Origin of the sequence: Nonomuraea sp. 3N208 (assembly GCF_052245935.1) — a bacterium.
Taxonomy (GTDB): domain Bacteria; phylum Actinomycetota; class Actinomycetes; order Streptosporangiales; family Streptosporangiaceae; genus Nonomuraea.
This window is the reverse complement of record NZ_JBQQBR010000022.1, coordinates 130,633-150,636: the sequence shown is the minus strand read 5'-3', so window position 1 is coordinate 150,636 and position 20,004 is coordinate 130,633. Positions and strand designations below refer to the sequence as shown.

21 protein-coding genes and 1 riboswitch are annotated in these 20,004 nt (G+C 68.8%); of the genes, 17 read left to right on the top strand and 4 right to left on the bottom strand.

Going from position 1 to position 20,004, the window contains the following annotated elements; translation table 11 throughout:
• Nucleotides 1-18: 18 nt before the first annotated feature.
• The 3 genes from ACTWPT_RS31255 (at nucleotide 19) to ACTWPT_RS31245 (ending at nucleotide 2,766) form a co-directional block, all read left to right on the top strand.
• Nucleotides 19-840, top strand: a complete 822-nt coding sequence (locus tag ACTWPT_RS31255; RefSeq protein WP_443181076.1) for an aldo/keto reductase — start codon at nucleotides 19-21, stop codon at nucleotides 838-840.
• A 20-nt stretch (nucleotides 841-860) separates the two neighbouring features.
• Nucleotides 861-1,814, top strand: a complete 954-nt coding sequence (locus ACTWPT_RS31250) for a Gfo/Idh/MocA family protein (RefSeq protein WP_443181075.1) — start codon at nucleotides 861-863, stop codon at nucleotides 1,812-1,814.
• Between the two features lie 117 nt (nucleotides 1,815-1,931).
• Nucleotides 1,932-2,068, top strand: a riboswitch (cyclic di-AMP (ydaO/yuaA leader).
• An 11-nt stretch (nucleotides 2,069-2,079) separates the two neighbouring features.
• Nucleotides 2,080-2,766, top strand: coding sequence for a CHAP domain-containing protein (locus ACTWPT_RS31245; protein WP_443181074.1), 687 nt, complete (start codon nucleotides 2,080-2,082; stop codon nucleotides 2,764-2,766).
• 107 nt (nucleotides 2,767-2,873) lie between these two features.
• Here ACTWPT_RS31245 and ACTWPT_RS31240 read toward each other — a convergent pair whose 3' ends face one another.
• Nucleotides 2,874-3,692: an alpha/beta fold hydrolase gene (locus ACTWPT_RS31240; protein WP_443181073.1), complete on the bottom strand. Its 819-nt coding sequence runs from the start codon at nucleotides 3,690-3,692 to the stop codon at nucleotides 2,874-2,876.
• Nucleotides 3,693-3,750: 58 nt separating this feature from the next.
• Here ACTWPT_RS31240 and ACTWPT_RS31235 point away from each other — a divergent pair, with 58 nt between their 5' ends.
• Nucleotides 3,751-4,614: a LysR family transcriptional regulator gene (locus ACTWPT_RS31235; RefSeq protein ID WP_443181072.1), complete on the top strand. Its 864-nt coding sequence runs from the start codon at nucleotides 3,751-3,753 to the stop codon at nucleotides 4,612-4,614.
• A gap of 357 nt (nucleotides 4,615-4,971) precedes the next feature.
• Here ACTWPT_RS31235 and ACTWPT_RS31230 read toward each other — a convergent pair whose 3' ends face one another.
• On the bottom strand, nucleotides 4,972-5,742 hold the full coding sequence (locus ACTWPT_RS31230) for an aminoglycoside phosphotransferase family protein (protein WP_443181071.1): 771 nt from the start codon (nucleotides 5,740-5,742) through the stop codon (nucleotides 4,972-4,974).
• A gap of 207 nt (nucleotides 5,743-5,949) precedes the next feature.
• On the opposite strand from ACTWPT_RS31230, the gene ACTWPT_RS31225 reads away from it, so the two are divergent.
• Nucleotides 5,950-6,390 carry a YciI family protein gene (locus ACTWPT_RS31225; protein ID WP_443181070.1) on the top strand — a complete coding sequence of 147 codons (441 nt, stop codon included), beginning with the start codon at nucleotides 5,950-5,952 and terminating at the stop codon, nucleotides 6,388-6,390.
• Nucleotides 6,391-6,424: 34 nt separating this feature from the next.
• Here the strand turns inward: ACTWPT_RS31225 and ACTWPT_RS31220 are convergent, their stop codons facing one another.
• Nucleotides 6,425-7,171 (bottom strand): SDR family NAD(P)-dependent oxidoreductase, encoded by a 747-nt coding sequence (locus ACTWPT_RS31220; RefSeq protein ID WP_443181069.1) that lies wholly within the window; start codon nucleotides 7,169-7,171, stop codon nucleotides 6,425-6,427.
• Between the two features lie 101 nt (nucleotides 7,172-7,272).
• Between ACTWPT_RS31220 and ACTWPT_RS31215 the strand changes: the two genes are divergently transcribed.
• From ACTWPT_RS31215 to ACTWPT_RS31160, 12 genes are all read left to right on the top strand, one after another.
• Nucleotides 7,273-7,704 (top strand): MarR family winged helix-turn-helix transcriptional regulator, encoded by a 432-nt coding sequence (locus ACTWPT_RS31215; protein ID WP_443181068.1) that lies wholly within the window; start codon nucleotides 7,273-7,275, stop codon nucleotides 7,702-7,704.
• 40 nt (nucleotides 7,705-7,744) lie between these two features.
• The gene (locus ACTWPT_RS31210) at nucleotides 7,745-8,986 is read left to right on the top strand and encodes an RNA polymerase sigma factor (RefSeq protein ID WP_443181067.1); all 1,242 of its coding nucleotides are present in this window, start codon (nucleotides 7,745-7,747) and stop codon (nucleotides 8,984-8,986) included.
• Nucleotides 8,987-9,494: 508 nt separating this feature from the next.
• Complete coding sequence (locus ACTWPT_RS31205) at nucleotides 9,495-9,851, top strand: type II toxin-antitoxin system RelE/ParE family toxin (RefSeq protein WP_443181066.1); 357 nt, start codon at nucleotides 9,495-9,497, stop codon at nucleotides 9,849-9,851.
• On the top strand, nucleotides 9,848-10,180 hold the full coding sequence (locus ACTWPT_RS31200; protein WP_443181065.1) for a helix-turn-helix domain-containing protein: 333 nt from the start codon (nucleotides 9,848-9,850) through the stop codon (nucleotides 10,178-10,180). Before ACTWPT_RS31205 ends, ACTWPT_RS31200 begins: the two co-directional genes overlap by 4 nt.
• Before the next feature lie 172 nt (nucleotides 10,181-10,352).
• Complete coding sequence (locus tag ACTWPT_RS31195) at nucleotides 10,353-10,709, top strand: histidine phosphatase family protein (protein WP_443181064.1); 357 nt, start codon at nucleotides 10,353-10,355, stop codon at nucleotides 10,707-10,709.
• Nucleotides 10,592-10,915 (top strand): histidine phosphatase family protein, encoded by a 324-nt coding sequence (locus ACTWPT_RS31190; protein ID WP_443181126.1) that lies wholly within the window; start codon nucleotides 10,592-10,594, stop codon nucleotides 10,913-10,915. Before ACTWPT_RS31195 ends, ACTWPT_RS31190 begins: the two co-directional genes overlap by 118 nt.
• Before the next feature lie 279 nt (nucleotides 10,916-11,194).
• Nucleotides 11,195-12,535 carry an ABC transporter substrate-binding protein gene (locus ACTWPT_RS31185; protein ID WP_443181063.1) on the top strand — a complete coding sequence of 447 codons (1,341 nt, stop codon included), beginning with the start codon at nucleotides 11,195-11,197 and terminating at the stop codon, nucleotides 12,533-12,535.
• 57 nt (nucleotides 12,536-12,592) lie between these two features.
• Nucleotides 12,593-13,549, top strand: a complete 957-nt coding sequence (locus ACTWPT_RS31180) for a carbohydrate ABC transporter permease (RefSeq protein ID WP_443181062.1) — start codon at nucleotides 12,593-12,595, stop codon at nucleotides 13,547-13,549.
• Complete coding sequence (locus ACTWPT_RS31175; protein ID WP_443181061.1) at nucleotides 13,546-14,376, top strand: carbohydrate ABC transporter permease; 831 nt, start codon at nucleotides 13,546-13,548, stop codon at nucleotides 14,374-14,376. Before ACTWPT_RS31180 ends, ACTWPT_RS31175 begins: the two co-directional genes overlap by 4 nt.
• Entirely contained in the window at nucleotides 14,373-15,782 is a 1,410-nt protein-coding gene (locus ACTWPT_RS31170) for a GH1 family beta-glucosidase (RefSeq protein ID WP_443181060.1), read from the top strand. The genes ACTWPT_RS31175 and ACTWPT_RS31170 overlap by 4 nt, the downstream gene beginning before the upstream one ends.
• Nucleotides 15,763-16,761 carry a LacI family DNA-binding transcriptional regulator gene (locus tag ACTWPT_RS31165; protein WP_443181059.1) on the top strand — a complete coding sequence of 333 codons (999 nt, stop codon included), beginning with the start codon at nucleotides 15,763-15,765 and terminating at the stop codon, nucleotides 16,759-16,761. The genes ACTWPT_RS31170 and ACTWPT_RS31165 overlap by 20 nt, the downstream gene beginning before the upstream one ends.
• Nucleotides 16,762-16,776: 15 nt before the next feature.
• Entirely contained in the window at nucleotides 16,777-17,772 is a 996-nt protein-coding gene (locus ACTWPT_RS31160; RefSeq protein ID WP_443181058.1) for a phosphotransferase family protein, read from the top strand.
• Here the strand turns inward: ACTWPT_RS31160 and ACTWPT_RS31155 are convergent.
• On the bottom strand, nucleotides 17,716-19,977 hold the full coding sequence (locus ACTWPT_RS31155; protein ID WP_443181057.1) for a M64 family metallopeptidase: 2,262 nt from the start codon (nucleotides 19,975-19,977) through the stop codon (nucleotides 17,716-17,718). The two genes, ACTWPT_RS31160 and ACTWPT_RS31155, sit on opposite strands and share 57 nt — an antisense overlap.
• Between the last annotated feature and the right edge of the window lie 27 nt (nucleotides 19,978-20,004).

Genomic DNA, 20,004 nt, shown 5'->3' with positions numbered 1-20,004 from the left:
GACGTGAACAATGGAGGCATGAATTCGCTCATGCTCAACACCGACGGCGTGCAGATCCCGCAGCTCGGATTCGGCGTCTGGCAGATCCCGAACGACGAGGCCGAGCAGGCCGTGGGGATCGCTCTGGAAGCCGGTTACCGGCACGTCGACACCGCCTCCGCGTACGGCAACGAGGAGGGCGTGGGACGGGCCGTGCGCAGCGCCAAGCGCCCACGCGCGAAGCTGTTCGTCACCACCAAGCTGTGGAACGCCGACCACGGCCGCGCCGAGGAGGCCTTCGACGAGAGTCTGGCCAGGCTGGGCCTCGACTACGTCGATCTTTTCCTCATCCACTGGCCGGTCCCGAAGCAGGACAAGTACGTGCAGGCGTGGAAGGCCCTGGAAAAGATCTACCGTGACGGGCGGGCCAAGGCCATCGGCACCTCGAACTTCACCGTCCAGGCCCTCACCCGGCTCATGGAGGAGACCGAGATCACGCCGTCCATCAACCAGATCGAGCTCCACCCGTACCTGCAGCAGCGCGAGATGCGCGCCTTCCACGAGGCCAACGGCATCCTGACCGAGGCGTGGAGCCCGTTGGGCCAGGGCCAGGGCCTGCTCGACGACCCGGCGCTGAGCGTGCTGTCGGGCAAGTACGGCAAGACGCCCGCCCAGATCGTGCTCCGCTGGCACCTGCAGCTCGGCAACGTCGTCATCCCCAAGTCCGCCACCCCGTCGCGGATCCGCGAGAACATCAACGTGTTCGACTTCATCCTCGACGCCGAGGACATGGCCGCGATCGGCGCCATGAACAGGGGCAAGCGCATCGGGCCCGACCCCGCCACCTTCAACATGACCTGATACCTCTACGATCTCCCCTTGTGCGGGACTTCGGATGGGGAATAGCGGCGACCGGCGGCATCGCGCGAACGGTGGGGGCGGCCATCGTGGCCGAACCCGGCATGCGGGTGGCCGCCGTCGGCTCCAGGAACCTGGGCCGCGCGCAGGCCCTGGCAGCGACGCTGGGCGCGGAGTCGGCCTACGACTCCTACGAGCGGCTGTGCGCCGACCCGGCCGTGGACGCGATCTACGTGGCCACTCCGCACGCCCAGCACCTCCAGGTCGCCGAGGCCGCCATCGCCGCCGGCAAGGCCGTGCTGTGCGAGAAGCCGCTTGCCGCCACCGTGGACGACGCCGAGAAGATGGTGCGCCTGGCACGCGAGGCAGGCGTCTTCTTGATGGAGGCCATGTGGATGAGGTTCAACCCCCTCATCCAGAAGATCGCCTCCGATGAGCGCTTCGGCGAGATCCGGTCCGTGCAGGCCTCTTTCGGCTTCACCCTGCCCTACGACCCCGCCCACCGGCTCTGGGCACCCGAGCTGGGCGGCGGCGCACTGCTCGACCTGGGGATCTACCCGTTCGGGCTGGCCCAGCTGCTCCTCGGCATGCCCTCCGGCCTGCGTGTCACCGGCTCCCTGGCCCCGAACGGGGTGGACGCGGAGACCGCCGGCGTTTTGCTCTATCCCGGCGGCAGGCATGCTCTCGTGGCGACCTCGTTGCTCGGGAATTACCCGAACGATGCCAGCGTTGTAGGCAGTCAGATGCGGGCAGACATCCAGGCTCCGTTCTGGGCGCCGCAGCGGATTCTCCTCACCGGGCCCTCCATGGAGCCGGAAGAGCACGTGCTCGATCCGGCCGACAACGGGTACGCCGGAGAGCTCCGCGAAGTCCGTGCCGCGACGGCCGAAGGCAGGACCGAAAGTTCGATCATGCCGCTTGACGAGTCCCTTGCCATGATGGGGCTTCTTGCCGACGCTCGCAGGCAACTTGCCTAGCTGGGCCTTTAGGCAGTTGTAATCCCCTTGCCCCATGTATTACCTTATGGGGCATCTTGCGGCATGCGTCCGGTTTGTCCGGACACGTCCGACCATCGCACGAAACATCACAGGACAGTCCTGTGACCGCTGAATCCGCCTTGCGCGGAACCGGGGACCCATGTCCTTTGGGGCGAATCGGCACTTCGGTGCCGTAGGGCAGCTTCCACGCCCGAGCCCGTCAGCTAACCCGGTAAGCGGCATGGAAGCAAGGAGTAACCCCTCGATGGCCAAGCACCCCATTTTCGCTGCCAACAAGATCAACATCGCCCGCGCCGCCCTCGGCGCCACCGTCCTCGCCGCTGCGTTCACCGCCCACGTCACAGGTGCCGCGTCGGCCGCGACGGACAAGCAGCCGGTCGCCTCCAAGGCCGAACAGGCCGGCATCAAGGCCGCGGCGACCGACAAGACCAAGATCAATGTCACCGCCGCCCAGGTCCTGGCCCTGGCCAAGTCCCAAGTCGGCACCAGTGAGAACGCCGCCGGCGGCGGCACCAAGTACCAGCAGTGGTACGCCAACTCCCAGCGCGCCGCCGAGACCATCGCCCGCGACGGCGGCAGCCGCGCCCACTACCTGAACGCCGCCTGGTGCGCGATGTTCGTCTCCTGGGTCGGCGAGCAGACCGGCGCCCGCCCGCAGGTCGGCTGGGACGCCTGGACCGTCGCCCACGCCAAGTGGTTCAAGGCCAACAACCGCTTCGGCACCGACGTCAGGCCCGGCGCCGTCGTGTTCTTCTCCTGGAACGGCAGCAAGGACATCAGCGACATCAAGCACGTCGGGTTCGTCGTCAAGGACAACCAGGACGGCACCATCTCCACCATCGAGGGCAACACCGGCAACGGCAAGGTCGAAGAGCGCACTCGGCCGAAGTCGCAGGTCGTCGGCTACGGCTACCCCGAGTACGCCGCCTGACGATCCCTGCGCCCGCACGAGCGCGCATCCCCACGCGGGACGCGCGCTCGCCGCGTTCACGGCCCGACCCTGAGCCGAACGCGCGCCCCTGCTGAGGCAGATGGGGTTCAGTCCAGGAAGAACCGCGCCAGAGCGGCTGCGACGGCGGCCGGGTCGTTCTCCATTGGGATGTGACCGGCGCGCGGGATGCGGACCAGGGAGGTGTTCGGCATCTCGGCGGCGAAACGCTCGGCGTGCCGGACCTCCTGGAAGGTGTCGTCCTCGCCCCACACCAGCAGCTTCGGCGTCCCGTCGGCCTGCAGCGCGGGCACCAGGTCCAGCGTGTAGCGGCTGTCGGCGGCGCCGGCCAGCGCCATCCACGACCGTCGCACCCGGGCGTCGTGCCACGGGTCCAGGTAGTCGGCCAGCTCGGCCTCCGTCGCCGGACGGGCCAGCGCGGTGGTGACGGCCGTGCGGCGGGCGGCCAGCAGCTCCTCCGCGGTCACCGCGGCCACCGCGGCCGGGTCGCGGAAGCGGGCCACGCCAGGCACCGGCCACGAGTCGTACGTGACCGAGTTGACCAGCGCCAGCCGCCCCACCTTCACCTCGCCCGCCGCCAGCAGATGCTGCGCCACCGCGCCCCCGATGTCGTGCCCCGCCACAGCCAGCGGTTCGGCGGCGCCCACCGCCGCCGCGAACCGCGCCACCCACCCGGCCAGCGCCGGAACCACCGCCGTCGCCATCGTGAGCTCCCCTTCGGAGCGCCCCAACCCCGGCAGGTCCACCGCGACGGGACGCAGCCCCGCCGCCGCCAGCTCGTCCAGCACCGGCTGCCAGACCCGGCTCCAGTACGTCCCGTGCAACAGCAGCACCACCGGACCCCGCTCACCCGCCGTCAGATAGCTGGCCCGCCGCCCGTCGATCTCGATCGTCATTCGCTCAGACATGGCATAACCATCGGGTTCTAACCGACCCGTGGTCAAATACCCATTAAGGTATGCCGGTATGACGTTGGCGCAGCTCCGCACGTTGATCGCGGTCGCCGAGCACGGCGGTTTCACCGCCGCCGCCGACATGACCGGCATGTCCCAGCCCGCCGTCAGCCGCGCCATCGCCGCGCTGGAACGCGAGCTCGGCGCGGCCCTCTTCGTACGCCACCGCGACGGCATCGCCCTCACCGAGGCCGGCCGCCGCGCGGTCGAGCGGGCCCGCGAGGCGCTGCGTCACTTCGACCTCGTCCGCGCCGACGTGGCGGCCGCCGCCGGGGAGATCACCGGCGAGCTGCGCCTGGCCAGCCTCCCCAGCGCCACGGGGACGCTCATCGCCCGCCTGCTGCGCACGTTCACCGACCGCTACCCGCAGGTGCGCGTACGGCTGTTCGAGGGGGTCGACGACGACATCCGGGCCTGGCTGCACCGGGGCGCCGCCGAGATCGGCGTCGTCACCCTGCCCGCCCCCGGCCTGGACACCGTGCCTCTCAGCACCCACGACATGGTGGCCGCGCTGCCCACCGGCCACCCGCTGGCCGATCAGGAGGTCGTCCACGTCGCCGACCTCGCCGGCCGGCCGTTCATCCTGACCACCGCCGGCTGCCGCCCTCTCATCATGACCGCGGCACGGGAGTCGGGCGTGCGGCTCGACATCGCCTTCGAGGCCAGCGGGCCGGCCGCCATCCTGGAGATGGTGGCCGCGGGGCTCGGGGTCAGCATCGTCCCCACGCTGGGCCTGCCCGCCGACCTCGGCGCGGTCGTCACCCGGCCGCTGAAGCCGCGAACGACCCGCTCACTCGCCCTCGCCGTCCCGTCGCTGGCCGACTGCCCTCCAGCCGCCCGCGCGTTCCTCGACCAACTGGCCGCCTTTACATCGTAGATTTCTCCGGTCATCTCGGGAGAGCCTGTTCGTCGGCTGAGTGAGCCGTGACACGCTAGTTGGAGCATGGCCATGGCTATTGGCACTATCCAACATCGCTGGCCCAGGCTCGTGTGACTCCCAGTTTTAGGTGGCGGTTCCCAGTTCTAGTTGGCGGCTGGGTGTTCTCTCCGGCCGGTCGCTAGGTCACATCGGAAGGGCGCGCTATCCCAGCTGGTCGCGGCGGCGCGACAGGTAGGCGGACTCCTTCGACTCCAGGAAGGGCCCGTCGGTGAGCACCGCCTCTCCACCGCGGTTGTCGATCACAGTGGCCGTGCTGGGCGCCCCGAGGCCGGCGGCGAGGTCAGATGCGTGCTACTACTCGAACAGGTGGCGGTTGGCTCGGCTCCAGGCCAGCCTTTGGCCCGCTTCGTCGAGGAAGCCGTCGGCGACCCAGTCGGCTTGGGGCTGGTGCCCGGCATCGGCCAGCCGGCGAACCTGCTCGATGAAGTCCCGTTGAACGCCGATGACCGCATCGATCAGACCCGAGGTGGAAGTCAGGCCGTAGGCGGCGGCAAACAGCTCCAGGCGATGACGCCGGCTGGGCGGCGTGGGGTAGCTCAGCCAGCGAAGGCATTCGGCATCGTCGCGGAACGGCGCGACGTACTCCAGCGCGTAGGCGATGTCGTGCAGCCGAGGCCTGGGCCGGGCGTAATCCCAGTCCAGGATCCCGACGGGGCGTGCACCACGCCAGACGATGTTCCACGGGCCGAAGTCCCCGTGGCAGATCACCTCGTCATCGCGTGGTTCTGCCTCGCCGCTGGACCATCCGATCCCCCGGGGCGGGCGAAAGCCGGCGACCGCGTCGTGATAGTCGCGTAGCAGGCGGGCAAAGGCCGTCAAACCTGAATCCCCGACCACCTTGGCCCAGCTCTGAGGACCGGATTCGCCGTCCAGGTAGGTGAGGATCTCGCGACCCTCCTCATCGATCCCCAGCACCCGCGGCGAGTAAGGGAAACCCACCTCCTCCAGATGCTGGAGCAACGCATGGATGGCCGGTGTCCACGGGTGCGTGGGTCTGCGAACCGTGTCGCCGAGGCGTATCACCCTGCGATGCGCAGAATCCTGCAAGATCTCCTCATCCGCCACGTGTTCAGAGACTACTGCGATTCCGACGCGATCGGATCAGGCGCGGCGAAGGCCGTGCCCCCAGAAGCAACCGGGAGAACGATCCGGGGTGGCAGGTCGAGACCGGACTCGAGTACGTTCGGCTTCTCGCGAATGCGTGTCGATTCGCCCGGCCGCCGTTCGACGCGTTGCTGAGACGCGGCACGCGTGAAAGGGAGACAAACACCGATGAAATTCATGATCGTGGGCAAGGCGAACGAGGAGACCGAGGCCGGGGCGCTGCCCAGCCAGGAGCTCGTCGACAACATGCACGCCTACAACGAGTCGCTGGCCAAGGCCGGGGTGCTGCTGGCCGCCGAAGGACTCTACCCGAGCTCGCAGGGGGTGCAGATCGCCTACAGCGGCGGCAAGGCAACGGTGATCGACGGGCCGTTCGCCGAGGCCAAAGAGCTGATCGCCGGGTTCTGGCTGATCCAGGTGAAGTCCAGAGAAGAGGCCATCGAGTGGGCGCTGCGGCTCCCGGTGCCGCCGGGCCACGACGGGATCGGGCTGGACGTGTGGCGGGTGTTCGACGCCTCGGACGTACCGGACGACTCGATGCCCGCCGAGGAGCTCGAGCGCGAGGAGGCCCTGCGCGAACGCCTCGTCGTCGACCAGTCCGGCGACTGACTCGGTGAGCGGCCCTGCGGGCCGCCCACGTCGATCACATTCCGCCCGAGACCGGCACCACGGCTCCGGTGATGTTGCCGTTGGCCGCCGAGGCGAGGAACGCCACGGTGCCGGCCACGTCGGACGGGGTGGAGAAACGGCCGGTGGCCGTGCGGTCGAGCATGCCGGCCGCCATCGGATTGGCCGCCATCAGCGCGGCCTGCTCCTCCGGCATGGTTCCGCCGGGTGCGACGACGTTGCTGAGCACCCCCGAGCGCCCGGCCTCGGCGGCCAGACTGCGGCTGAGCCCTTCGAGCGCCGCTTTGCCCGCGGCGAACTCCTCCCGCCCGACCATGCCGACGCGAATACCCTCGGAGGACAGGAAGACGATCCGGCCCCAGCCGCCGGCCTTCATCACCGGCAGCACCGCCTGAGCGGTGTGGAAGACGCCCTCGACGTTGACCCGCAGCGCCTGCGTCCACTCCTCCACGGGGATGTCCTCGAAGGCCCGCCCCGGCACCGGCCGCTTCATCAACGCGGCGTTGGCCACCAGTACGTCCAGCCGCCCCCACCGCGTGACCACGGCGTCCACCGCCTCCTTGACGGACACCGGATCGCCCAGATCGTAGTGAACCGCCATCCCGCCGATCTCGTCGGCCATCTCCTTGGCGCGCACCTCGTTGTGGCGGTACGTCAACGCGACGCGTGCGCCCTCGGCCGCGAACACCCGGGCCAGCGCGCCACCGATGCTCCCCGTCCCGCCGGTGATGAGCGCGACCTTGTCGTTCAGCCCCAGATCCATCAGTGCCTCCACACTCTCGGAAAGATACTTATGTTGTAGCAGTATCTTTGCTCATGCCGCAAGATACTGCTGATCTAGCAGTAGTACGTACACTGACCCTCGTGACGACAAGCGGGACGGACGCGTGTGTCCGGGAGATCATCGAGTTGGCCGGGCGGCTGCACGCCCGCACGCATGCCCACTACGAGGCCAAGGTCGCCGAGACCGGGCTGACAATGCCCCAGGCGCGTGCCCTGATGTTGCTGTCCGCCGGCGAGGCCATGTCGATGCGGGCCCTGTCCGACCTGCTCGGCGCCAACCCGTCCAACGTGACCATCACCGTGGACCGGCTGCAGGGCCGCGGGCTGGTCGAGCGTGATGAGGTGGTCGCCGATCGCCGGGTCCGCGCCGTACGTCTGAGTCAGGAAGGCGCGCAGCTCAAGCGGCGGCTTGAGGCAGGCCTGCTGGCCGGCAACCCCACCGCCACCCGGCTCAGCACCACGGAGCAGGAGACGCTGCGGGACCTGCTCCGGCGACTCGTGGACGAGCGATAGCGGGTTGCGACGCGACGTGCGGCCCTGGTCTGATAGGCCCGTGACGGCTACCGACACGCATCGTGCGATCGAGGCGGTCTGGCGGATCGAGGCGGCTCGGCTCATCGCTGGCCTCGCCCGGCTGGTGCGCGACGTCGGCCTCGCCGAGGAGCTGGCACAGGACGCGCTGGTCGCCGCCCTGGAGCAGTGGCCCGAGTCCGGGGTGCCGCGCAACCCCGGCGCCTGGCTGATGACGGTCTCCAAGCGCCGCGCCATCGACCTGATCCGCAGGAACGAACGCTTCGAACGCAACCTGGTCGAGCTCGGGCACCGGCTGGAGCACGAGGAAGAGCTGCCCGAGGTCGATGAGATCGAGGACGACCTCCTACGCCTGGTGTTCACCGCCTGCCACCCCGCGCTGTCGATGGAGGCGCGGGTGGCGCTGACCCTGCGCGTGCTCGGCGGCCTGACCACCGAGGAGATCGCCCGCGCGTTCCTGGTCCCGGAGTCCACGGTCGCTCAGCGCATCGTCCGCGCCAAGCGAACGCTGGCCGACAAGCAGGTCCCCTTCGAAGTCCCACAGGGCGCCGAGCTGGCCGGCCGCCTGGCCGCCGTCCTGGAGATCATCTACCTCATCTTCAACGAGGGCTACTCGGCCACGGCCGGCGACGACTGGATGCGCCCCGCCCTGTGCGAGGACGCCCTGCGCCTGGGCCGGGTCCTGGCGGGCCTGCTGCCCAAGGAACCAGAGGTCCACGGGCTCGTGGCGCTGATGGAGATCCACGCGTCCCGTTCAGCTGCCCGCGTGGGCCCCTCCGGAGAGCCCATCCTCCTGCTGGAGCAGAACCGCGCCCGCTGGGACCAGCTCCTCATCCGCCGCGGCCTGGCCGCCCTGGACCACGTAGAGGTGCTTGGCGGCGCCCACGGTCCCTACGCGCTCCAGGCCGCCATCGCCGCCTGCCACGCCCGCGCGCTCAACCCCGGCGACACCGACTGGGTACGCATCGCCGGCCTGTACGAAGAGCTGGCCAAGCTGTCGCGCTCCCCCATCGTCGAGCTCAACCGGGCGGTGGCCCTGTCTATGGCGTACGGCCCGGCGGTGGGGCTCGAACTCCTGGACCAGATCATGAACGAGCCGTCGCTGAAGGACTACCACCTGCTTCCGAGCGTCCGCGGCGACTTCCTGTACAAGCTGGGACGGCTGGGGGAGGCGCGGGCCGAGTTCGAGCGGGCGGCGAGCATGACCCGCAACGCCCGCGAGCGCGCCCTGCTGGAGGAGCGCGCCGCCGCCTGCCAAGGCTGACCGGCGGCGGCCACGCCCGTGTTTGCCTACTTCAGGCCGCTCGTGGCCAGGCCCTCGAGGCGCTGCCAGGCGCCCGTCGATCGACCCGTCAGATGCACGAGCCGATGGCCGTCCCCCCGCTCAGCCAGGTCTGGATGATCTCGCCTTCGTACGGCGCCGCCCGGTGCCGGTGATCGGATAAACGATGGGTGCTGCGTCACTCATGGGAATACGTCCGATCGATCGGAGGTCGGCCCGGTTGCTCGGCGTCCCCGCGACTATAGGGGCGGATTTCCACACCGGACACGGGCCTCCTTGGGAGGCGGCTCTTTGCAGGATGTCGCCGTAAGCATGCTTTGCGAGGGCAATGACCCATGTTTACTCACGCGCATTTTTCGCGACCAAGCGCATCCGGAAAGCGATCTGATCAACGACGTCCGCTTCGCGTCCCCACCTGCCTCATCGTTGGCCGGCGCCCAGCCGTCAGTGACGACGTACACGCCTGACTGACGCAGCGCGACGCGCCCTGTTGCGTCCGGGGCATCATCCCGCGTCACGAACCGGACAGGCGACGGCTCCGGCTCGTTCCCATGGGCGAGGGTCAAGGGGAGCCGGGGCGTGTGCAGCTACAGGCCACGTCCATCCGCGAACACCGAGCAGGGGATATAATGAATTGGTTATATTCGCCGACGAACTGCGACCGCCGTCGTCGGGGACGACGGAGATCCGTATGATTTTCGCGTTCGACCCCGCCCGGGAGGCGATCTTCCTTGTAGCGGGCGACGAATCGGGGAACTGGAGCGAGTGGTATGCGAAGGCGATCCCACTGGCGGACGAACGGTTCACCGAGCATCTGATCGCGTTGAAGGAGCAAGAGAAGCGATGAGCGCCGAATTCGTCAAATGGAGCGAGGTCAAGGCCAAGGCGCGAGAGCTCGACCCCCGGAGCGATACGGATCGTGAAGCGGGCCGGGAGGCGGCGCGGGCGCGGCGCGAGGCGTACCAGCGTGGGTATCAGCTCAGTGAGATGCGCAAGTCGATGGGCGTAACGCAGGCCGAACTGGCTGAGGCACTCGGCGTGAGCCAAGCACGGATATCAAGGATCGAGAACGGCGAAGTGTCGGGAATCGAGGTTGTCCGCGCCTATGTCGCCGCGCTCGGGGGCACCGTCGAGGTGGTGGCCACAGTGGGCGACCGAACTTGGAAGGTTGCGTAGCAGGAACTCCGCCAAGATAGAACGAGATCCTCACCATCGCCCTTGTTCTACAGCCCGAGTGCAGACAATCGCTCTTCACAGCAGGTGGTCGAACGACTCGCTCTCCGGTACATCGGATGAGTCTGGAAACGCTCCCACTTGCGGTTCGATCGCATTCGACCCAGGAGAGCTCATGGCCGTAGAGATCGTTTACGAGACACACGCCACCACCACCGACAACCAGAACGGCATCGCGACCGGCCACCTCCCCGGCCGGTTGTCCGACCTGGGTCACCGCCAGGCCTGGGAGCTGGGCGAACGCCGGCGCGCCGATGGGCTGGCGGCGGTGTTCACCTCCGATCGGCATCGTGCCGTCGAGACCGCCCGCATCGCCTTCCCTGACGGCCGCCCCCGGTTCACCAGGACGCCCGACTGCGGGAGTGCGACTACGGCGATCTCAGCGAAAGCCGCGCCTTCCTCGTCGCCGCGCGGCGCGCCCGGCACATCGACGAGCCGTTCCCCGACGGCCAGAGCTACCGCCAGGTGCTGACGGCCACCAGCAGCTTCCTCAACGACCTTGCAACGGGATGGGACGGCGCCCGGATCCTGATGATCGCCCACTCCGCCAACCGATGGGCCCTGGACTGCCTGCTCACGGGCGCGTCGCTGGTAGACCTGCTGGCAGCGCCGTTCTCCTGGCAGCCGGGCTGGCACTACACCTTGCCCTCAGGTTGGTCCGGCAACCCTGGAACGTGACTGCAAGCAAGCGGTGCCGTACGGGCGGGATGCCCGGGATGCGACACAAAAGATGTCTCTTGTGGTGGGAGCGCTCCCAATCCGCTCTTTGCGTGCTTTATCCTGATATGTCCGGCTTCAACTTTCCAAATCGCACCATTGGTAACGGTTGCGTTTCAGTGGATTGACGTGTAGACCCCGTAAGTGCACCCTTTGTGGGAGCGCTCCCAAAGACTCCCACCGCGGCTGAGCATGTGCCGCGGTGCACTCCCCCAACATTCACCCGAGAAGGGGTCCACCATGATGATCAGCAAGCGTCGCGGCGGTCTGGCCGCGGCCTCTGTGCTCGCTGCGGCGGCGCTGACCGTCGCGTCCTGCGGCTCCGGCAGCACCCCGCAGTCCAGCGGCGCTCCGGCCTCCTCTGCGGCGGCCCAGCCGGTCACGATCCGCGTGCAGACCTTCGGCGGCGGCACGAACTTCGGCTATGAGAAGGCCGTCGCCAAGTGGAACGCCGAGCACAAGGACATCCAGATCAAGCATGAGAACCTCACCGACCAGTTCGAGCAGCAGTACTGGCCGCAGATGATCCAGTGGCTGCAGGCCGGCAACGGCGCGGGCGACGTGGTCGGCATCGACGAGGGCGGTATGGGCCTGGCCAAGGCGCACCCCGAGTGGTGGGCCGACCTGAAGGAGTACGGCCTGGAGTCCCGCAAGGCCGACTTCCCCGCCTGGAAGTGGGAGACCGGCGTCACCGCCGACGGCAAGGTCTTCGGCCTCGGCACCGACATCGGCGGCATGAGCATCTGCTACCGCTCGGACCTGTTCAAGAAGGCCGGTCTGCCGACGGAGCGGGACAAGGTCAGCGCCCTGTGGCCGACCTGGGACGAGTTCATGAAGGTCGGCCAGCAGTTCCAGTCGAAGGTCAAGGACACCAAGTGGGCTGACGGCACCAACACGCTGTACCAGGTGGTCCTGTACCAGGAGGCGGCCAAGAACGGCAACGTCGCCTACTTCGACGCGCAGAACAGCCTCATCGTCGACAAGAACCCGGCGGTGAAGACGGCGTTCGACTTCGCCCAGAAGATGACCCAGCAGGGCCTGACCGCCAAGCTGCGCAACTTCACCGACGAGTGGGCGGCGGGCACCCAGAAGGGCGCGTTCGCCACGCTCGGTTGCCCGTCCTGGATGCTCGGCGTGGTCAGCGGCAACGCCGGCGAGGGCGGCGCGGGCAAGTGGGACGTCGCCTCCGTGCCGGGCGGCGGCGGCAACTGGGGCGGCTCGTGGGTGGCCGTTCCCAAGCAGACCAAGCACCCGAAGGAAGCGGCCATGGTCGCCGACTACCTGACCCAGGCGCAGACCGAGGCGAGCATCTTCTCCGACTTCGGCAACATGCCGAGCAACACCAAGGCTCAGCAGGACCCGGCCGTCCAGGGCGCGAAGAACGAGTTCTTCAACGACGCCCCCATCGGTGAGATCTTCGCCAAGTCGGCGTCGAGCCTGCAGCCGGTGTTCCTCGGTGTGAAGCACGCCCAGGTCAAGAACGCCATCGAGTCGGTTATCCAGGGTATGGACGACGGCTCCGTCGCCCACGACAAGGCCTGGCAGCAGTTGGTCGACGACGCGGTGAAGGCCGCGGGCTGATCTCCCCGCCCGGCCCGCCACAAGCGGGCCGGGCATGTTGCCGCCGAAAGGTCTGCTATGAGCCTCGACACCCTTCCGCGCGCGACGCGGAGCTCCCATCGCCGTGATCGTCCACCCGGCCGCCGCTGGCGTTCCCGGCTGGACATCAAGGCGATGCCGTACGCGCTGGTGTCCCCGTACTTCATCCTGTTCGCCGCCTTCGGACTCTTCCCGTTGGCCTTCACGCTGTACTACTCGCTCTACGACTACGACCTGGCCGGGACCGTCGAGTGGGCCGGGCTGGGCAACTACACCGCGCTGCTGGGCGACGATGACTTCTGGCGCGCCGTCGTCAACACGATCGGCATGTTCGTCCTCGCCACCGTTCCGCAGATGATCCTGGCGCTGTTTCTCGCCAATGCGCTCAACAAACGCTTCAGGCTGCGCCTCGCGATCCGCATGAGCGTGCTGCTGCCGCTGGTGACCTCGGTGGTCGCGGTCGCGGTGGTGTTCACCCAGCTGTACGCCCGGGACTGGGGCCTGGTCAACTGGATCCTGAGCCTGTTCGGCGTGGATCCCTTCAACTGGCGGGCGGAGCGCATCCCGTCGTGGATCGCCATCGCGACCATGGTCGACTGGCGCTGGACCGGCTACAACGCGATCATCTTCCTGGCCGGCATGCAGACGATCCCACGCGACCTGTACGAGGCGGCCTCGATCGACGGCGCCTCGCCACGTAGGCAGTTCTGGCAGGTCACGCTGCCGATGCTGCGCCCGACCATGATCTTCGTGGTGCTCAACTCCACGATCGGCGGCCTGACCCTGTTCTCGGAGCCGATGACGTTCTACAACGGCAACCCCGACGGCGGGTCGCAGGGCCAGTTCCAGACGGTGGCCATGTTCGTTTACAAAGAGGCCTTCCGCGAGTTCGACTACGGCTACGCGTCCGCCGCCGCCTGGCTGCTGTTCCTGCTGATTCTCATCGGCGCGGCGATCAACTTCCTGTTCGTGCGCAGGATCGGGGGCACGAAATGACCATCTGGAAACCGACCGTCCTCACCAGGGTCATGCTGGCGCTGGCCATCATCGTGTCGGCGTTCCCGCTGTACTGGATGCTGGTCATCGCCTCGCGCACGAACTCCGACGCGGTGGCGACGCCGCCGAAGTTCCTGCCGGGCGGAAACCTGGGCCAGAACATCATCGCGGTGCTCACGCACCCGGAAGCCCAGTTCGTGGCGGGCCTGACGAACTCGTTCATCGTGGCGAGCGTCGTCACCGTCTCCGTCATCATCATCTCGACGCTGGCCGGGTTCGCCTTCGCCAACCTGAACTTCAGGGGCCGGAACCTGCTCCTGGTGCTCGTGTTGCTGACGATGGCGGTGCCGCTGCAGCAGATGGGCGTGGTGCCGCTCTACCGGCTCATGGTGAGCCTGGAGTGGACGGGCACGCTCAAGGCCGTCATCCTGCCGTACCTGCTCAACGGGTTCGGCATCTTCCTGATGACGCAGTACACGCGGCAGTCCGTACCGATGGAGCTGGTCGAGGCCGCCCGGGTGGACGGCGCCGCCACGCTGCGCATCTGGTGGAACGTCGTGCTGCCGGCGGTGCGGCCCGGCATGGCCGTGCTCGGCATCAACACTTTCATGCTCATGTGGAACGACTACATGTGGCCGCTGATCGTGCTCAACCAGGACAACCCGACCGTCCAGATCGCGATCAACGGGCTCAACGCGAGATTCTCCACGGAGTACTCGTTGATCTTCGCAGGCACGGCGCTGTCCATCATTCCGCTCGTGCTGGTATTCGTCGCATTCGGCCGTCAGATCGTCGGCGGACTCATGGAAGGTGCGGTCAAGGCGTGACGACTCAAGAGGAACAGACGCGTGCCGGGCTGCGCTTTCCCGCCGGCTTCGCGTTTGGCGCGGCCACCTCGGCGTACCAGATCGAAGGCGCAGTCCAGGAGGACGGGCGGGGCGTCTCCATCTGGGACACGTTCGCCAAGACACCGGGCCGGGTGCTGAACGGGCACAACGCGGACGTGGCCATCGACCACTACCACCGCTACCGGGACGACGTCGCCATCATGGCGGAGCTGGGCCTGACGGCCTACCGGTTCTCGGTCTCCTGGCCGCGCATCCAGCCGACCGGCTCCGGCAAGGTCAATCAGAAGGGGCTGGACTTCTACAAGCGGCTCACCGACGAGCTGCGCGGGCACGGCATCGACCCGTGGCTGACCCTCTACCACTGGGACCTGCCCCAGGAGCTGGAGGACAAGGGTGGCTGGCCCAACCGTGACGTCGCCTACCGCTTCGCCGACTACGCGGCGACGGTCCATGAGGCGCTGAAGGACCATGTGCATACCTTCAGCACCGTCAACGAGCCATGGTGCGCCGCGTTCCTCGGCTACGCCTCGGGCGAGCACGCCCCCGGCCGGCGCGAGCCGCAGAACGCGATCAGGGGCGCGCACCACCTCAATCTGGCGCACGGACTGGCCGTGCAGGCGATGGACGCCCGGCGGGTGGGCGGCTGCGTCAACCTGTACGCGATCAACCCCGCGACCGACAGCGTGGAGGACCTGGACGCGGCGCGGCGCATCGACGGGCTGCAGAACCGGTTCTTCCTGGACGCACTGATGCTGGGCCGTTACCCGGAGGACGTGCTGAACGACCTTCCTGTCGAGATCGACTTCATCCAGCCGGGCGACATGAAGATCATCAACGCGCCCATCGACCTGCTGCTCGTCAACTACTACAGCCGCTTCACGGTCTCGGGAGCACCAGGCGGCAAGCAGTCGGCGTCGGCGGCTCCCACGGATTCGGGCTCGCCGTGGGTGGGCAGCGAGCACGTGTCGTTCGTCAGCGCCGGGCATCCGGTGACGGCGATGGGCTGGGAGATCGACGAGAGCGGTCTGGTCGAGGTCCTCACGCGGGTGGCGCGGGAGTACCCGGCGATCCCGATGGTGGTCTCCGAGAACGGCGCCGCCTTCGACGACGTGCTGGCGGACGGCCGGGTGCACGACCGGGAGCGGCAGGCGTACGTGGAGGCGCACCTCGGCGCGTGCAAGGAGGCCATCGACGCGGGCGTGCCCCTGGAGGGGTATTTCGCCTGGTCGCTGATGGACAACTTCGAGTGGGCGTGGGGCTACGGCAAGCGGTTCGGCCTGGTCCATGTGGACTTCGAGAGCCAGGAGCGGCTGCCGAAGGACAGCGCGCTCTGGTACTCGGAGATCATCCGGCAGAATAGGCAACATGAACCGACCGACTCTTGAGGCTGTCGCGGCTCGGGCCGGTGTAGGCCGGGGCACGGTGTCGAGAGTCATCAACGGCTCGCCGAACGTCAGCGCCAAGGCCCGCGAGGCCGTCGAGCTGGCGATCCGCGAGCTCGGCTACGTGCCCAACCGTGCCGCGCGTGCCTTGGTGACGCGCCGCACCGACACTGTGGCCCTGGTGGTGTCCGAGTCGCAGCTGCGGGTCTTCGACGAGCCCTACTTCGCCGGCACCATCCGCGGCATCGGCTCGGCGCTGGCCGAGACCGGGCTCCAGCTCATCCTGGCGATGGCGCGCTCCCCCGAGGAGCACGAGCGTCTGGAGACCTACCTGACGGGGCAGCACGTCGACGGCGTGCTGCTGCTGTCGCTGCACGGCGCCGACCCGCTGCCGGGCCGGCTCGAGGCGATGGGCGTGCCGACCGTACTGGGCGGCCTGCCCGTCGGCCTCCACCCGTACAGCTATGTGGACATGGACAACAGGGCCGGGGCCCGGCAGGCGGTCAAGCACCTGCTGGGCCTCGGCCGCCGCCGGATCGCCGCGATCGCCGGCTCCCAGGACATGGGCGTGGGCGTCGACCGACTGGCCGGCTACCGCGACGCGTTGCTGCCCTCGGGCCTGCCCGAGCTGGTGGAGTACGGAGACTTCTCCGAGCAGAGCGGGGCGACGGCGATGGCCGAGCTGCTGAAGAAGCATCCCGACGTGGACGCCGTGTTCGCCGCGTCCGACCCGATGGCGCTGGGCGCGATGCGCGTGCTCAAGGCCGCCGGCCGGGCGATCCCGGAGGACGTGGCGGTGATCGGGTTCGACGACTCCAAGGCCGCGGTGAGCGCCGACCCGCCGCTGACCACCGTCCACCAGCCGACCGAGGCCATGGGCCGGCAGATGGCGCAGCTGCTCGTGGCGCGCATCAACGGTGAGGCGCTGCGCCAGCCCGTCGTGATCCTGGACACCCATCTCGTACGCCGCGAATCCGCCTGACCAGCGAGGAGTTCCGTGGACAGCAGAACCAAGCGCCAGTTATCCGCCGCCGAGCTCGACGCGCTGGCCCGCCGGGCTCTGGGCACAGGCGTGACGGCTTCCACCGAGCTGACCGACGGCTACGCCAACGCGGTCTGGCGGCTCGCGCTCCAGGACGGGCGCGAGGTGGTGCTGAAGTTGTCGCCGCACCCGGACCTGGACCAGCTCAGCTACGAGCGCAACCTGCTGCGCATGGAGGCGACCGCGATCGAGCTGGCGGCGGGGGCGGGTGTCCCGGTCGCGCCGCTGGTGCACGCCTGCTACGACGACCCGGTGCTGGGCGGCGACTACCTGATGCTGGCCGCGCTGGACGGCGTGTCGTGGAACGAGGTCAAGCCCGATGGCGAGGCCGCGCTGCGCCGTGAGCTGGGCCGCCATCTGGCCAGGTTCAACGCGGTGACCGGCGAGGTGTTCGGCTACCCGCACGCCGGCATCGTGGGAGAGACGTGGCGGGAGGCGTTCCTGGCGATGGTGACGGCGCTGCTCGGGGACACCGAGCGGTATCCGACGCCGCTGCCCCGGCCGGTCGAGGAGATCATGACGGTGTTCGAGAACGCCGCGCCCGTGCTCGACGAGGTGACGACGCCGCACCTGGTGCACTTCGACGTGTGGGTGGGCAACGTCTTCCTGGATCTGCGCGGCACGCCGCGGATCCAGGCCATCATCGACCACGAGCGGGCGTTCTGGGGCGACCCGATCGCCGAGTTCGTCACGCCGACGATCTTCGGTGAGCTCCGCGAGGACGACCCGCTGCTGGCGGGCTACCGCGAGGTGACGCCGCTGGAGCTGACTCCCGCGGCGCTCACCAGGCTCGACCTCTACCGGGCCTACCTCTCCTTGATCCTGCTGGTGGAGAACGGACCCCGGCAATACCCGGAGGACGAGTACGCCAGACTCCGCGACGGCGCGACGCGGTCACTGACGGACATGCTGGACCGCCTCGTACGCTCCTCCCTCAGCCCCCGCGGTTAGCTTCGCGCACTGGCCGGCCCCGGCGCCTGCCAGCTCGTTCGGCACACCGAGGTCCGCCGGCGCGGGTGTGTTGCCCCCGCAGGCGAGGGCTCCCTTGACGGTGGATCCGGACAGGATCGGCGCCGTGTTGCCGGTCAGCAGCGCGGTGCCGCGCAGGTCGGCGCCCACGACGACCAGCTCGGCCGCGCCGCTGACGGTCAGCGCGCCCTCCACACGGGCTTTGAGCAGGTGTACGGCGACCGGCCGCGACGCGGCCACAGCGCCGATGACGCGCCCGCCGGAGACCACGAGCGAGGCGCCCGGCTTGACCGTGACGGGGCCGCTCACCTGGGCGTGGTCGAGGCAGGTGACGCCGTCGGCGACGACCACCGCGCCCCGGTGCTCGCCGGTGACCGTGCGGGTGCAGGCGGGTGGCGGCGCGATCGTGGTGGCGGTCAAGCTCTTGGCCTTGCCGTAGTTGCCCGCCGCGTCGATCGAGCGGTATTCGATCGTGTGGCGGCCGCGCGGCAGTTTGCCGTACACGAGCGAGTCGATGACCGTGCCCTGCTCGGAGAACGTCCACGGCAGCTGCGAGGACGTGGGCCAGCCGAAGTAGTTGAACCAGCCGTCACCGTCCACCCGGGACTCCGAGACCACATACCCGTCGCGGTCGTCGGTCCCGGTGAGCCGCATCGAGAACGGGCCGTTGTAGACGTAGGTGTCGCCCGACCTGGCCAGCGGTTCGGACAGCTCGTACGCCGTACGCGGCCGCTCGGCGTCGATCGACCACGTGAGCGTGCGGCCGCCGAGTGCCGCGGTGAGCGTGTGCGTCCCAGGGCCGAGATCGAGCTCGCCCAGATCGAGATCGGTGCCGCCCTTGACGCGTTTCCCGTCGAGCGTCCAGGTGATCTCCGGGACGGCGGCGACCGGGTGGGTCGTCTCGACGTACACCACCTCGGCGCGGCCGAGCGGCCGGTCGGCCGGCGTCGACGACACGATGGCGGGCTGGACGCCGTCCGGCGGGGTGGTCAGCGCGGTGTCCACGGTCCACGTGCGGGACCTGGCCATGGACTGCCTGATCGCCGGGTCCCTGACGAACTCGGTCGGGTCGGCGACGGTGGCCGTGACCGTGTGCGTGCCCGGCGTCAGGTCCAGTGTGCGCAGGTCGAGCGTGTCCCGGTCGCCCGGCAGGTCGCGGCCGTCCACGGTCCACGTGGTCGTCAGCGAGTGGCTCACGGGCCGCATCGGCTCCACCCACACCACCCGATCGGCGCCGACCGGCGCGTCCGCGGGCGTGGAGTCCTGGATCAGCAGGGTCTTGGCGGCGATGCGCTGCGTCACGATCTCGCGGCTGACCTGGTCGAAGTAGTAGCCGAGCGTCTTCATCATCGAGTGCGCGCTCGGCCGCCACACGCCGGTCGTGTAGTAGAGGCCGCCCTCGTAGCGGCCGATCGGGCCGCCGGACTCGCTCGGCTCGCCCAGCCAGCGCCACCACTTCTTCTGCTGGTCGCGCATCTGCTGCTCGGTCAGCAGGCTGTGGTGGGCGCTCGGCGGCTCGGCGCCCGGGTAGGCGCCGCCGGGGACGCCGCGCTGGTAGTAGTCGTACTCGTCCTGCAGGCCGCCCAGGGAATGGCCCAGCTCGTGCGGGCTGATCAAGGCGGACATGCTGTTGCTGCCCGAGGCGGTCGCGTACGTGCCGCCCGCGCCGCCGTAGGTGGCGCTGTTGGCCAGCGCGAGGATCTGCCGGTTGCCGGGCGTGGTGCCGGCCACCAGGTTCGCGTAGCGGGTGGCGGCGGCGTTGTCCATGGTGATGAGCCGCTGGACGCTGTTCGGGTTGCAGCGGCCCCAGAAGCCCATGCTCAGCGGGGTCGTCTTCCTCGGTGCGTCAAGGCCGGGGTCGCAGCTGATGCCTGATTCGCCGGAGACGATGTCGATCCGGTAGACGTTGATGTAGTTCCGGTACGACTTGAACGGTTCGATGGACCACATCACGTTGAGGTGCCGGTCGGCGTCGGCCTGGAACGCGGCCTGTTCGGCCTCGGTGTAGCCGTCGCCCATGAGGATCAGGTTGAACCGCTTAGCCGGGGCGCCCGTGACCTGCACGGGCACCACGGTGGCCGCGCCGGGCTCGGCGGCGGCGTCGGTGGTGTCAGCGGCGGCGGATAACGGGACGGAGGGCGCGGACAGGACGGCAGCGGCCATGATCAGAGCCGCGATTCTACGCATGCCCGCACTATCTCGCAGCCGGTGATC